The sequence below is a fragment of the Erwinia sp. JH02 genome (assembly GCF_013074405.1).
GTDB lineage: Bacteria > Pseudomonadota > Gammaproteobacteria > Enterobacterales > Enterobacteriaceae > Erwinia > Erwinia rhapontici.
Window position 1 is genome coordinate 499,077 of sequence record NZ_JABANZ010000005.1, and the last position, 13,434, is coordinate 512,510.

Sequence of the window (13,434 nt, forward strand, 5' to 3'; positions counted from 1 at the left end):
TGGGTTTTTATCGCTAAAAAGTCCGAGAAATCAGTAGTAGAGCGCGCAACGGCATCGTACAGTGAATAACCTGCTTTTCTGCCAACGAGACCCTGATGAATCCTCTTGCTTCCCTGCTTAACCTGAGTGCTCACCCGATTACCGATGCCGGTTACACAGCAACATGCCAGCAGCAGCTGGCTGCCAGCGGCGCGCTGGTACTGCGAGGTTTTTTAACCCCTGCCGCGCTGGCCGCAATCAAGCAGGAAGGGGACGATAACCAGCATCTGGCGTTTTATGCCAGCAGCCAGCATAACGTCTATTTGCAGAAACCGGACGATGCCTTTGCCGCCGATCACCCGCGTAACCGCCAGGTGGTTTCCTCGAAAGGCTGTATTACCGATGAAGAGATCCCGGCGGCCTCGGCCCTGCGTACGTTGTACGACTCGGACGCGTTCAAGGCGTTTCTATGCGGCGTGCTGCAAGAGCAACAGTTGTTCCCGTATGCCGACAACCTGTCGTCGATTAACCTGCACTATGCACATGCCGGGCAGGAGCTGGGCTGGCACTTTGACAACTCCTCCTTCGCTATCACACTGCTGATTCAGAAACCCGAAGCGGGCGGCGTATTTGAATACGTCAGCCATCTGCGTAATGCGGAAGCCGGAGAGATGAACTACAGCGGTGTGGGTGCCGTGCTGGACGGTGAGCATCCGGTAGAGAAACTGGCCATTGAGCCGGGGGATCTGGTGCTGTTCAGGGGGCGGAATGCCCTGCACCGCGTGACGCCAACGGAAGGAGATACGACACGTATGCTGGTGGTGCTGGCGTACAATGCCCAGCCGGATGTGTCGTTGTCAGAAAGCGCCCGCATGACCTTCTACGGGCGCCTGTGATCTCACTGCTGTAATGCTTCCCAGCCGCGCTGGAAAATCTGTCGGGTGCGCAGTGCAACCAGCGCCCGCCAGTCCGGATCGGCCGGGTAAAACCCTTCAAACAGCTGCTGTTTCACCTGTAATGCCTGCTCGCTGTCCAGGTCACCGTACAGATGCAGCCAGTGGTCGTCGCGCACGCGACGGTGCATATCACGACCGTCGTAAGTTCCGCACTCCACCACCAGTTGAAGCAGTTCAGTCTCCGGCAGCTGATCCAGCATAAACTGTGACAAATAACCGGTGGCTGTGGCGGTCACACCGGTGTCACTCTCCCCACTGTCCCCGGTGATGATCACCGTCAGCCACTCGCCAAACAGACGTTTCGCTTCATCGAGCGCCGGGTAAGGGCGCTGCGCAATCGCCAGCAGCATGGGATGGCCGTAAGCCCCGGCCCCGGTATGCAGATCGAAGCTGATAATACGCCGTGCCATTTGCAGATGATTGGCGATAATCTGCCGCAGGATCTGCTGAGACCAGCTGGCCTCGCTGCCGCCGTAAAAGATGCCGTCAGCAAACTGATACTGCCCGGCTTCCACAATACGTTTTACGCCACCCCAGCCGATCTCCGCGCACTTCAGTGCCATCTGCACATCGGCTGCCGCACGCTCTGATCCGTCCAGGTCACGGCAGGTATAAATACTGTGCAGCGCGGGGTACGCCGGATTGGGCGGTACCGCTCCCGAGAAGTCGATAAAGTTACGGTTCAGGTCGGCGTTGTCTTCATTCACCCGCCGCAGCCAAGCGGTACCCCACGGATTGATCAGATGCACCAGCACCAGCGCGACATCCTGCGGCAGGGTGCTGCCATCCAGCGCTTCCAGCCAGGCGATCTGGCTGTCGGAGCCGTAATACCCTTCCACGCCGTGGGTGCCAGAAACCACCAGCATCACCTGCGGGGCATCCGCGCGGCCAATCACCGCCACATCGGTCGACAGCGGCTCGCCCTGCGGGCCGCTCAGCGGGTGTGGGTAGCAGGTAACAGCGCCTCCCAGCGCCCCCACTGCTGCCAGAAAGCGTGCGCGCTGCTGGCGAAAGTCAGGCAGTGTCGTTAACGTCATCGCTTACTCCGGGCGGTGATAAACATCAAAGCTGAAATACTGCTTCGCCAGACGATCGTAGGTGCCATTTTTGTGCAGTTCAGCCATCGCTTCATTAATTTTGGCAATGCGCGCACCGTCATCTTTACGCAAGCCGATCCCGACACCTTCACCGAAGTATTTTGGGTCATACAGCGGTTTCCCGGCGATATGATACTCCGCACCCTGCGGCGTTTTCAGGAAGCCGGACTCAGCCGCTGCTGCACTGGTGAAAGTGGCATCAAGACGCCCTGACGCCAGGTCCGGATAAATTTCCGACTGGTTTGGATAGCTCACCACCTGAACACCCTGGCTGCCCCAGACGCTTTTCGCAAAGCCTTCCTGCGTGGTGCCCTGCGCCACGCCAACGGTCTTGCCTTTCAGCGATGCCAGTTCCGGCATCAGCTTGCTGTCTTTACGTGTCAGCAACGCGCTCGGGGTGTTATAGAGCATGTCGGTGAACGCCACCTGCTCACGACGTTTTTCAGTCATCGCCATGGCTGACAGGATGGCATCAAACTTGCGCGCCTGTAACGCCGGGATAATGCCGTCATAACCGGTCTGTACCCAGACACATTTCACTTTCATCTGCTGGCAGATGGCGTTACCCATATCTATATCAAATCCCTGCAGCGATCCGTCAGCAGCCTTGGATTCAAAGGGGGGGAACGTCGGGTCAACGCCAAAACGCAGCTCTTCTGCGGCCAGGGCAGAAGCACTAAACCCCGCCAGCAAAGCCAGCGCGGTCAGGGTCAGTTTTTTCATTTCAGGATCTCCGGGATCATCATGCGGGTTATCCCCAAGTAATAGCATGATTTTTCATGGAGAAATAAGGCTTTTGTCTTATGGCAGGCGGGGGTTAATAAGCCAGTTTTATAATACGAGGTGTTGTCGGGTAAACGTCGATGAGGGTGGCCGGGCGGCCACCCTCTGATCTCAGCTGCGTGGGTACAACTCAAGCAGACGGCGCGTCACACCGTTAGTCCAGCCGAAGCCGTCCTGCAACGGGTATTCGCCACCGCCACCGAGCAGCGCGGCATCACCGCTGATGTTGTATTTCTCCACCAGCTTGTGATGCTGCTGCCAGGTGGTATCGACGGTCGTCAGCCAACGGGTGGCAATCTCCTTCGCCAGCTCTTCTTCGCCATAACTGCTGAAGCCTTTTACCGCCAGCCACTGCATGGGTGCCCAGCCGTTCGGGCTGTCCCACTGCTCACCGGTCACTTCCATGCTGCACAGCATACCGCCCGGTGCCAGCAGATAGTCACGCACCGCTTTCGCCGTACGCGTGGCCTGCTCATAGCTGGACATTCCCACATACACCGGGGTGACCGCCGCGGCGGAGAACGCGGCTTTCTCCCCTTCACGCCAGTTGTAATCCCGGTACAGGCCGGTTTCCTCTTCCCACAGATACTTATCTACGACCTCACGGCGACGCAGCGCCAGCTGCTGGTAGCGGTCTGCGGTCTCCTGCTCGCCTTTGCTGGCCGACAATCGGGCGATGGTGGTTTCCAGCTTGTAGAGGAACGCATTCAGGTCGATTGGCACAATACTGGTGGTCTGGATGCTTTCCAGACGGCCTGGCTCAGCCAGCCAGCGCGAGGTAAAGTCCCAACCGGATGCCGCGCCGGCACGCAGGTCACGGTACACTTCGCTGGACGGACGCGATGACTGGCGTGCCGTTTCCACGTCTTCCAGCCAGGACTCGTCACGCGGCGTATCACGGTCATCCCAGTAACGGTTCAGCACCGAACCATCGGGCAGCATCACCACGTGGCGATACGCCTGATTCGGGGAGAGATCGTCCTGGCCATCCATCCAGAACGCATACTCGCTTTTCAACTGCGGCAGGTAATGCTGTGCTTCATGGATATCATTCTTTTCGAACAACTCCACCATCATGGCAAACACCGGCGGCTGCGAACGGCTGAGGTAATAAGTACGGTTACCGTTAGGAATATGGCCGTATTTATCAATCATCCACGCAAAGTTGTCGGCCATGTTATGCATCAGATCGCCACGCCCGGCGGCGGCAAAACCCAGCATGCTGAAATAGGAATCCCAGTAGTAGGTTTCACCAAATCGCCCGCCCGGCACCACATAGGGTTTCGGCAGCGGCAGCAGCGATGAAAACTCGCAATGCTTTTCCGGCTGGCGGGTTAATACCGGCCACAGCGCATCAATATGTTGTTCGATGCTGTTTTCCGGGTCGGAAACATAGCGGCTGTCATGGACACGTGGCAGCTCGAAATTTTCCAGCACGAATTCCAGCAGGTTAAAATCATCCCGCTCACGCGCCATATAATAACGAAAGAGAATTCGTTCCGGTTCAAACCTCGGCGCACAGTCAGCAAAGGTTTTACTGTCGGAAAAAATACGCGACATCTGCACCACTTCGAACAGCTCCTGATAGCGGTCTGAAGGGGTGAGAATATCGGACGCGGGTAGCCCACGGATCGGCTCCGGCTGAGGCTCGACCGCGGAATCAGGCCCAGCCTCATAATCATCGTACCAGGCTTCATATTCAGTAGGGTTATTGTCAATCATCGCTTCATTTTGGTTGAAAGTGATAAGAACCTCCTGATGCCTAAATATTATGGCAAAGTCGCTGGTGGATTAAGAGACTTATTATAGTACCGTAGTCTCAGCACGCAACCCGATGTTTCCATTACTCTTAATGAAGAAATATTTCAAAAAATAAACAGAAAGAAAAATAAGCCAAATTCATTGACAATAAAAATGAAAATTGCCGTTTCACCTTCATTTCTGACTGCCTATTTATTTTTTAAAATAGTGTTCATTAATCGCTAAATTACAGCAGCTTAACGACGCTGGTGGCCAAAAAAGGCAAAAATGATTTCTCTGGCGTTTTTAACAGTATTCTTCAACGCTTACAGAAGATTAGCGTATTTTTCCGCTTACCCATGATGTGTGGCTGTGCCTGTTGAGCCCGCGCTGCAATGTTACGGGCTTGTAAAAGTTAAGTATGGGGGCATTTTTTGTCTAATTCAGACAATACCCAGAGAGAGCCCTGATGGAAAATGCTTTATCCACGGTGACTGCACACGCTCGCACGCAGTGGATAGATCGGCTGGAGGCCGTTGCGGTGTTTATCCCACTCAACGGCCGCTTTCGCCTGAAACCCGGGGTTCGGGGAGCTTGTACTGAATCGCTGACAGGCCTCGTCACAGGAATATTTCCCGACTGTGATTTACTTCTCATTGCCGGGAAAATAAACTATTGCACCTTCGTAATTTGACGAAAAGAACAGACCCGGCGCCCTCAGGCTGAGGGTGATAACCAGAAAGGATTATGTAATGACGCTTCAACTCTGGCTAGCGTATACCGGTGTGATTGCCGCACTGATTGCCATCCCCGGCCCTTCGGCCCTGATCAGCATGACCCACGGACTGCGCTATGGCCGTAAACAGGCACTGGCAACGGTGACGGGCGGCGTGCTGGCCGCCATGATGCTGATGACCGCTTCTGCGCTGGGGCTGGGTGCCATCCTGGCGGCGTCTACCACGGCCTTTACCGTGCTAAAAGTGGTCGGTGCCGCGTATCTGATCTGGCTGGGCATTGCGGCCTGGCGTGATAACAGCGAGCCTGCTGCGGTGAATGCCGTGGAGCTGGAAGAGGCACCGGGTGCATTACGCCTGTTCCGCAAAGGCTTTATGGTCGGTATCAGTAACCCGAAAGATCTGCTGTTCTTCGCGGCACTGTTCCCGAACTTTGTTGATGCCAGCCAGCCACATGCTGCGCAGTTTGCCACGCTGGCCATCACCTGGGCGGTGCTGGATCTCAGCATTATGTTCAGCTATGCCTGCGCCGGACGCCGCCTGTCAGGGGTGTTCTCCAATGCACGTCGTCTGCGCATCCTCAACCGTTCTACCGGCAGCCTGTTTGTCTTTGCCGGTGGCGCGCTGGCGATTTCAGCGAAATAATCCTGCCAGCTCCCGGGTGAAGCCGCTGTGCAGGCTTCGCCCGTTGCTCTGCTCCGTTACCCTGTACGAATGCGCCCACTGGCGCGCGCATAGGCAAACAACCCGCCCGCATCAATGATATTCGCCAGCTCCCCCACCGGATCAATCGCCAGCTGTTCGCCCGTTGCCAGCACGGTCACCGTCTGACTGCAGGTATCAATACTCACCCGGTCGCCAGTTTGCAGCTGCTGATACAGCGCTGCGGTGGTCGCAACGGGCAGCAACTCTCCGGTCGCGACACAGTTGCGGAAAAAGATGCGCGCATAAGACCGGGCAATCACGGCCTGCACCCCGGCGGCCCCCAGCGCCATCACGGCATGCTCACGCGATGAACCACAGCCAAAATTTTTCCCCGCCACAATAATCGGGTAAGCCGAGCGCCCACTCTGCACATCGATAAACGGTAGTGCGCCTTCCGGCAGACCGCACATCGCCAGTGAGGCCAGCTGGGCATAGCCCTCCGGCGTCGAAGGATTCACTTTGAGATACTCGGCAGTCAGAATCTGGTCGGTATCAATATTGTCACCCAGCACGTATACCGCGCCGCTTATGATCGATTCCATGCTTACACTCCGAATTCAACAGGGTTGGTGATCATGCCGGTCACCGCCGCCGCCGCCACGGCATAAGGGGAGGCCAGATAGATAGTGGCGCGCTTGTGCCCCATGCGGCCAACAAAGTTACGGTTGGTGGTGGAGATCACTGAAATCGGCTGATGCACGCGACCAAAGGTATCGGCCGGGCCGCCGCAACAGGCCGCGCAGCCCGCTTCTGACGACAGCTGCACGCCGGCATCGGTGAGGATCTGATACACCGACTGCCCTGCAATTTGCGTGGTGATCAGGCGATGAAACACCTCTTTAGTGGCCGGAACGGCAAAGGTCGGGATCGCTACTTTATGCCCCTTCATCACCTGTGCAGCAGCGACAAAGTCCGCCAGCTTGCCGCCCGTACAGGAACCAATATAGGCCTGAGAGATGGCGACATTTTTCAGCGTATCAATCGACACCACGTTATCCGGTGAGTGCGGTTTTGCCACCAGCGGCTGCATGGACGTCACATCGAACTCGACCACCCGGCTATAGTCCGCATCCGCATCGGCCGTCACCACACTAAACGGGATATCGGTGCGTTCCGCCAGATAAGCCAGCGTGGCTGCGTTCGGCACCATAATGCCGTTCTTTCCACCGCACTCCACGACCATATTGCACATCGTCATACGCTCTTCCACCGACAGGGCATCAATGACACTGCCGCCGAACTCAATCGCTTCATAGGTTGCGCCTTCCACCGTCAGCTCAGCCAGCAGCGCCAGGATCAGGTCTTTTGCCTGCACATGCGCCGGCAGCGTGCCGTGATAGTTAACCCGGATGGTGGTGGGCACTTTCAGTGGGATTTCGCCGGTCCCCAGCGCATAGGCCGCATCGGTGATGCCCAGCCCGACAGCAAAACAACCAAAAGCTCCGGCGGTAACCGTATGGGAATCGGTGCCGAGTAACACCTCACCGGGCCGGGTATGCCCACCTTCGGCCAGACCAATATGGCAAACGCCCTTATACTGTGGCGTACCAACATCGTAGAAGTATTTAATTTTCTGCTCCTGAGCGAACTCGCGCATCACACGAATATTGTGATTAGCCTGCGGGTCAGCCGAATAAACAAAGTGATCCGGAATCAGAATAAAACGGTCGGCATCCCATATTTTCGCCTGTTCACCAAATTCTTTTTTAAATACGCTGGCGACACCCGGCGTACAGGGATCGTGCGACATTAATATATCCACTTTTGCCCAGACTATTTCTCCAGGCGTAACGGTTTCCCGCCCGCTGGCACGAGCGAGTATTTTCTGACTGATTGTCTGCCCCATGCTATTTATCTCTGCGTGATATTTCGGCCATTGAAAGTAAATAAATTTTAATCACCTTACCGTTTTTCTCTGCGCGGTAAACGGGTAATATGCTAATATCCTCTATTGTTTCCGCCTCAGAACAATCCGGGATAATAATGAGCGATTTTGAAAACCTGCACGGGATGATTATTTTTGCCAAAGTGGTGGAAACGTTAAGCTATACCGAAGCCGCGAAAGCGCTGGGGCTGGCAAAATCCTCGGTGAGTAAAGAGATCTCGGCGCTGGAAGTGCGCCTCGGGGCAAAACTGTTGCAACGCACCACCCGGCGGATTCAGGTCACCGAAGTCGGGATGACGTACTATCACTACTGTTACCGCATCCTGCATGAGGTGAAAAGCGCCGATCTTTTTATCCGCCAGTTCCACGAAGAGCCGACCGGCAGCCTGCGCGTGGTGGCCCCGGTCACCTTTGGCTGTCAGTGTATTGTTCCGGCGCTGAACAGTTTTGTCGCCAGCAATATCCACGTCAGTGTCGATCTCGACCTGACCGATCGCGCGGTCAATCTGGAGGATGATGGCTGTGATATCGCCATTGCCATCACGCGCGAATTACCCGACCACCGCCATTATCGTCCGCTGATGGACATCGCCTGGGGGCTGTATGCCGCCCCGGATTACCTGAAAAATATCGCTCCTATTGCCAGCCCGGACGATCTGCCGCGCCATGACTTTATTCTTTTTCGTGGCCCGGCCCATACGATTTCATTACCGTTCCGTAAAGAGAAGCAGAAGAAAGACATTGAAGTCCGCAGCCGTTTTCGCGCTAATAACAGCATCGCTTTATTAAACTCAGCCGTGGCACAAACCGGCATCGCCTATCTGCCTAATTATATTGCACAGGAAGCGGTTTCCCGTGGGGAACTGGTGCAGTTATTACCCGACTGGGAAATGGATATTTATAAGTCATACGTTCTGGTGAAAAGTGATAATTTTATTTCACCGCGCGTGAGACTGTTTATTGAGGATTTGCAGAAGGCGTTAAAGAAATAACAATAGCAGACGGAAAGCAATAGAATATACCGAGGATATTATTTTACCCTAAATAATTGGCGTTACAGCAAGGCGGCAAGCTTGCTTATCCCCAGGAGCATAGATAACTATGTGACTGGGGTAAGTGAGCGCCGCCAACGCTGCTGTAGCGTCAAGTATGACGGATAAATTACCCTAAATAATTGGCGTTATAGCAAGGCGGCGAATGCGTGAATCCCCGGGAGCTTACTGGAGTAAGTGACCGGGGTGAGCACATGAAGCCAACGCTGCTGTAGCGTCAATTATGACGGGTAAAATTAATAATAGTTGCCGTGACGGTAATCCCAGGTAGTAAAGATGTCAGACATGATCGACATAATCTTATCCACATCCAGACCTTTACGGATCAGCACCGGGCATGGCGTGATGTTACGCTCGCCTTTCTGCTCTGGCACCAGTTTGCCGTTATCGTCAACCATCGCAACCATCACACCCTGCTCGTAGCGAGTCTTTTCAGACTCGTTTGGCTGGATGGATTTCACGTAGTCGTTGGCAGCAATAATCAGGTCTGCATGCGCTTCGATGCGCTCGCCAATGCCTTCTACCAGGCCACGGTTTCCTTTACCTGATGGGTTCGCGGAGCTGGCGAAGGAGAATTTACCGTGGTTTTCCCACAGCTCTTTCGCCAGATTCTCGCCAGGTACGCCAAACTTAATCACAAAGCAGCTGGTCTGGCGGCGGTCCATCATCAGCTCTTTAGAACCGTCATCCGGGATACGTGCCACCGCTTCTTCTTTCCACGGCAGGATGCAGCCCAGCAGAACATCCTGGTCCCAGTGCTGCTGATACAGCGCTTCGATTTCAGGGTTTAACTGGGCCAGTTCTTTCAGCTGTTCCAGAGAACCACACAGCACCACGCCTGGCTTGTTACGGTTACGCTGCTTGGCGTCAAACTTGCGCTCCAGACCTTTGGCATCAGACGTCATGATGATGTAGCCCACTTTGGTCGGGCAGACGATCATGCCGCCGTTAGCAGACAGGATCTTCACGGCTTCCGGCTGTAAGCCACCATTCCAGTTAACCACTTTGTCGTTCATAACAGCACCTTTGCGTTCAGATTCGGTTCAAATTAAGTGGGTAATCACCCGTTGAAACCATCCTGCCACAGCCAGTTTTTAGCGCAACAATAAACATCAAAAAGCCATGATTGTTTCCCGGAGGAAACAACCGTTGCCTGTTAGCGTGGGATTAACTGCTCTGCTTTCAGCCGGTCAAACAGCTCAAAGAAGGCTTCGCGCGTTGGCTGATACCCATTGAACCCGGCTTTGCGGCTTTTGCTGACGTCGGTAAACACTTCCATCGGGCGACCGAGATCGGCATCGGTATGCCACCAGGAGGCCAGCTTGGTGACGTCGCTCTCTTTCAGGTTGTGCTGTTGGGCAATCTCCTGCCACTGCTGAGCGGCGTCGTTCATACGTCCTTCCAGCGGCTGCTCGCCGTTGAATGGCGCGGCTTCAAGACCAAAGTATCCGGCGATTTCGCCCCACATCCACTGCCAGCGGAACACATCACCGTTGACCACATTGTAGTCCTGGTTTTGCGCCGAAGGCGTGGTGGCGGCCCAAATCAGCTGGTCGGCCAGCAGGCGGGCATCCGTCATATCGCTAACGCCCTGCCACTGCGCCTGTGAACCCGGGAAGACAAACGGCTGACCGCTCGCTTTACACAACGTGGCGTACACCGCCAGCGTCTGCCCCATATTCATGGCATTACCCACCGCGAAACCAATCACCGTATGCGGGCGATGAACGCTCCAGGTGCAGCCATATTTTTCTGCGGCGGCAAAGACTTCATCTTCCTGCGCGTAGTAGAAGTTCTCTACCGGCTGACGTCCCTGCTCCTCACGGAACGGGGTCACCGGCACACTGCCTTTACCGTAGGCATCAAACGGACCCAGGTAGTGCTTCAGCCCGGTGATCAGCGCCACATGGCCCCCTTTCAGGGTGTCGCCCAGTGCATCCAGGACATGACGCACCATGCCACCGTTGACGCGGATATTCTCTTTCTCATTTTCCTGACGTGCCCAGGCGCTGAAGAACACCTTATCGACCACCACCTCTTTCAGTGCGGCCTGGACGGATGCGCTGTCCGTCAAATCGGCGGTCAGCGAAGTGACCCCGGCGGTGACCGGCGTGCGGCCGCGTGATAACCCATAAACCTGCCAACCCTGCGCCAGAAGGCGTTCTGCCAGGGCACTTCCGGTGACGCCGCTGACGCCGACAATCAAAGCTCGTTGTTGCATAATTTCTCTCCTGTTCAGTAATGCCTCCAGCTTAATAGAGAATTAAATTCTCATCTCAGGTATAAATTCACAGTATTCATGAACAGGAGGAACGAATGGCCTCATCTGAAGATCGCCTGAAAGGCATCACCGCCTTTGTTGCCACGGTGGAGAGCGGCAGTTTTACCGCCGCCGCCGAACGGCTGCATCTGACCAGTTCTGCCGTAAGTAAAAGCGTGGCACGGCTGGAAGCGCGCCTCGGTTCACGGCTGTTTGAGCGCACCACCCGCAGCCTGGCACTGACCGATGCCGGGCAGGCCTATTACGACACCTGTACCCGCGTGCTGGGGGAGCTGAGCGAAGCCGAATCGGTGCTGGCGGCTCAGCGTACCATTCCTGTGGGCCGTCTGCGCGTTGCCGTCCCCCATACCTTTGGCCGGCTGCATGTCATGCCGCTGCTCAATCACTTCTGCCAGCAGCACCCGGACATGCAGCTTAACCTGTCGTTCTCGGACCGTTTTGTTGACTTGTTTGAAGAGGGCGTGGATGTCGCGGTACGCATCGGCGGGCCAGGCAGTTATCCCCCTTCGCTGGCGGTGCGTTATCTCGGCTGCGAGCAGTTGATCTTTTGCGCCTCGCCTGACTATCTGGCGCAGCACGGTACACCGCAGTCGTTAGAGGCGCTGGAGCAGCACCGGGCGATTGTGTATGACCGCATCGACGGCAGTACCAGCCCGTGGCATGTCACCTCGCCGGATGGCCGCATTACCACACGCACCGTGCCACACCGGATGGCGCTGGGGGATGGCGAAGCGCAGCGTTCAGCAGTGATGGCCGGGCTGGGCGTGGCACAGATGGCGACCTGGCTGATGGAAGAACAACTGGCACGCGGTGAACTGGTGGCATTCCTGCCGGAACTGACGGTGCCGGGCCTGCCGCTGTATGTGGTGTGGCCACGCAGAAAACAGCTCACGCCGAAGGTCGATGCGCTGCTGAGTGCGCTGGAGACGTTGAGGATTGGATAACCAGGGATGGCGCGAGCCGAGGCCCGCATGGATGCGGCTTTTGCCGATCCGGCGTGCTCAAACGGGCCTTAGCCCTGTCACACCGTCTCTAGCGAAGAAATGGGGGATACCTCCCCGACGAGAGATCGCCCTGTCGTGGCAGTGTTAAAACCACAGCGGCACAATTTTTGTGCCCACATTACCCGTTTAATTACTCGTGAAAACCCAGCTCGGCGGAGATCGCTTTCGCGGTGGCTACCACAGGAGCCATCAGCTTTTTCACCCCAATCTGCTGGAGTTTCGCCGTCGGCAGGGACACGGATACCGCATACGGCACCCGCTGCTGAATATCAAACACCGGAGCGGCAATACAGGAGACACCCAGCTCGTTCTCTTCGCGGTCCATCGCCGTCTGCTGCTGGCGAATATTTTTCAGCTCTTCCAGCATTTCCGGCAGCGTGATGATGGTGTTTTTTGTCAGGGGCTGAATGGTGTCCTGATGGCTCTGCCAGTAGTGCGCCGGATACTCTTCGCTGCCCCAGGCCATAAAGATTTTGCCCATCGCCGAACAGTACAACGGCATATGCTGGCCGATATAAGCACGGGTACGCATCATTCCGGTGGTCGGCTCCAGCTTATAAATCAGGATCACATGATCATCTTCCCGACTGGAGAAATTCACCGTTTCCCCTACCTCAAGATTGAGTTTTTCCAGATGCGGCGCCGCCACGTGGATCACATTGAGCGATGAAAGTGCCTTCTGCCCGACAGAGATAAATTTGGTGGTCAACCGGTAGCTGCCCGGCGACGGTGCCTGTGTCACATAGCCGCTGCTGTGCAGCCCCTGCAACAGTCGGTGCACGGTACTTTTGTTCATCCCGGAGAGCTCCGAGAGATGGGCCAGCGGGCAACCGTTAGGGTAGTTGCTTAAGAGTTCAATCAACTGAAGGCCACGAAACAGGCTCTGCGTCCCCAGCGGCTTGTCTTTCTTATCATCCTTCACGCTATCCGCTTTTACGCTCATCCACGCTTCCTCTAAGTTTCCCGCGCCCCGTCCGGGGAGTTGCCAGATGGTAACCCATGCATCCCGTACTGTGAATATGGAACGACGTTTCAGTGCATTTTATGAGGGACAAATCTGCCAAAAAACGCCCATCCAGAAGTGAGCTATTCATCACAATTCCACAACATCAAAAACAAAGCATTGTTTTTAAACAATAAATAAAACCGTCACATCTTTGCTTTCCGTTCCAACAGAGAATAGTATTTTTGAAACTTGATTTCGCATATTGAAATATT

At 55.5% G+C, this 13,434-nt stretch carries 12 protein-coding genes; 4 read left to right on the top strand and 8 right to left on the bottom strand.

The features are described 5' to 3' along the window. Positions 1–95 precede the first annotated feature (95 nt). Positions 96–875 (top strand): 2OG-Fe(II) oxygenase, encoded by a 780-nt coding sequence (locus HHI26_RS14935; RefSeq protein WP_159336770.1) that lies wholly within the window; start codon positions 96–98, stop codon positions 873–875. A 2-nt stretch (positions 876–877) separates the two neighbouring features. On the opposite strand, the gene HHI26_RS14940 is transcribed toward HHI26_RS14935, so the two are convergent. The 3 genes from HHI26_RS14940 to treF all read right to left on the bottom strand — a co-directional run bounded on the left by HHI26_RS14940 (position 878) and on the right by treF (position 4,561). Beyond that, positions 878–1,972 (bottom strand): DUF2817 domain-containing protein, encoded by a 1,095-nt coding sequence (locus HHI26_RS14940; RefSeq protein WP_133842601.1) that lies wholly within the window; start codon positions 1,970–1,972, stop codon positions 878–880. A 3-nt stretch (positions 1,973–1,975) separates the two neighbouring features. After that, positions 1,976–2,755 (bottom strand): ABC transporter substrate-binding protein, encoded by a 780-nt coding sequence (locus HHI26_RS14945; protein WP_133842602.1) that lies wholly within the window; start codon positions 2,753–2,755, stop codon positions 1,976–1,978. A gap of 171 nt (positions 2,756–2,926) precedes the next feature. Continuing rightward, the gene (gene treF, locus HHI26_RS14950; protein WP_259152095.1) at positions 2,927–4,561 is read right to left on the bottom strand and encodes an alpha,alpha-trehalase TreF; all 1,635 of its coding nucleotides are present in this window, start codon (positions 4,559–4,561) and stop codon (positions 2,927–2,929) included. A gap of 746 nt (positions 4,562–5,307) precedes the next feature. Between treF and HHI26_RS14955 the strand changes: the two genes are divergently transcribed. Continuing rightward, complete coding sequence (locus HHI26_RS14955; protein WP_133842604.1) at positions 5,308–5,934, top strand: LysE family transporter; 627 nt, start codon at positions 5,308–5,310, stop codon at positions 5,932–5,934. A 56-nt stretch (positions 5,935–5,990) separates the two neighbouring features. Here the strand turns inward: HHI26_RS14955 and HHI26_RS14960 are convergent, their stop codons facing one another. Both HHI26_RS14960 and HHI26_RS14965 read right to left on the bottom strand, forming a co-directional pair. Beyond that, the gene (locus tag HHI26_RS14960; RefSeq protein WP_167864307.1) at positions 5,991–6,536 is read right to left on the bottom strand and encodes a 3-isopropylmalate dehydratase; all 546 of its coding nucleotides are present in this window, start codon (positions 6,534–6,536) and stop codon (positions 5,991–5,993) included. Positions 6,537–6,538: 2 nt separating this feature from the next. Further along, a complete protein-coding gene (locus HHI26_RS14965) occupies positions 6,539–7,840 on the bottom strand; it encodes an aconitase/3-isopropylmalate dehydratase large subunit family protein (protein ID WP_171149295.1) in 1,302 nt (433 codons plus the stop codon). Positions 7,841–7,977: 137 nt separating this feature from the next. On the opposite strand from HHI26_RS14965, the gene HHI26_RS14970 reads away from it, so the two are divergent. Then, positions 7,978–8,871: a LysR family transcriptional regulator gene (locus tag HHI26_RS14970; protein ID WP_133842607.1), complete on the top strand. Its 894-nt coding sequence runs from the start codon at positions 7,978–7,980 to the stop codon at positions 8,869–8,871. Positions 8,872–9,167: 296 nt separating this feature from the next. On the opposite strand, the gene HHI26_RS14975 is transcribed toward HHI26_RS14970, so the two are convergent. Beyond that, entirely contained in the window at positions 9,168–9,947 is a 780-nt protein-coding gene (locus tag HHI26_RS14975; RefSeq protein ID WP_133842608.1) for a Sua5/YciO/YrdC/YwlC family protein, read from the bottom strand. A 140-nt stretch (positions 9,948–10,087) separates the two neighbouring features. Beyond that, positions 10,088–11,152: an SDR family oxidoreductase gene (locus HHI26_RS14980; protein ID WP_133842609.1), complete on the bottom strand. Its 1,065-nt coding sequence runs from the start codon at positions 11,150–11,152 to the stop codon at positions 10,088–10,090. Positions 11,153–11,247: 95 nt separating this feature from the next. Here HHI26_RS14980 and HHI26_RS14985 point away from each other — a divergent pair, with 95 nt between their 5' ends. Beyond that, on the top strand, positions 11,248–12,156 hold the full coding sequence (locus HHI26_RS14985; protein ID WP_133842610.1) for a LysR family transcriptional regulator: 909 nt from the start codon (positions 11,248–11,250) through the stop codon (positions 12,154–12,156). A gap of 190 nt (positions 12,157–12,346) precedes the next feature. On the opposite strand, the gene HHI26_RS14990 is transcribed toward HHI26_RS14985, so the two are convergent. Further along, entirely contained in the window at positions 12,347–13,159 is an 813-nt protein-coding gene (locus HHI26_RS14990) for an IclR family transcriptional regulator (RefSeq protein ID WP_133842611.1), read from the bottom strand. Positions 13,160–13,434: the final 275 nt, after the last annotated feature.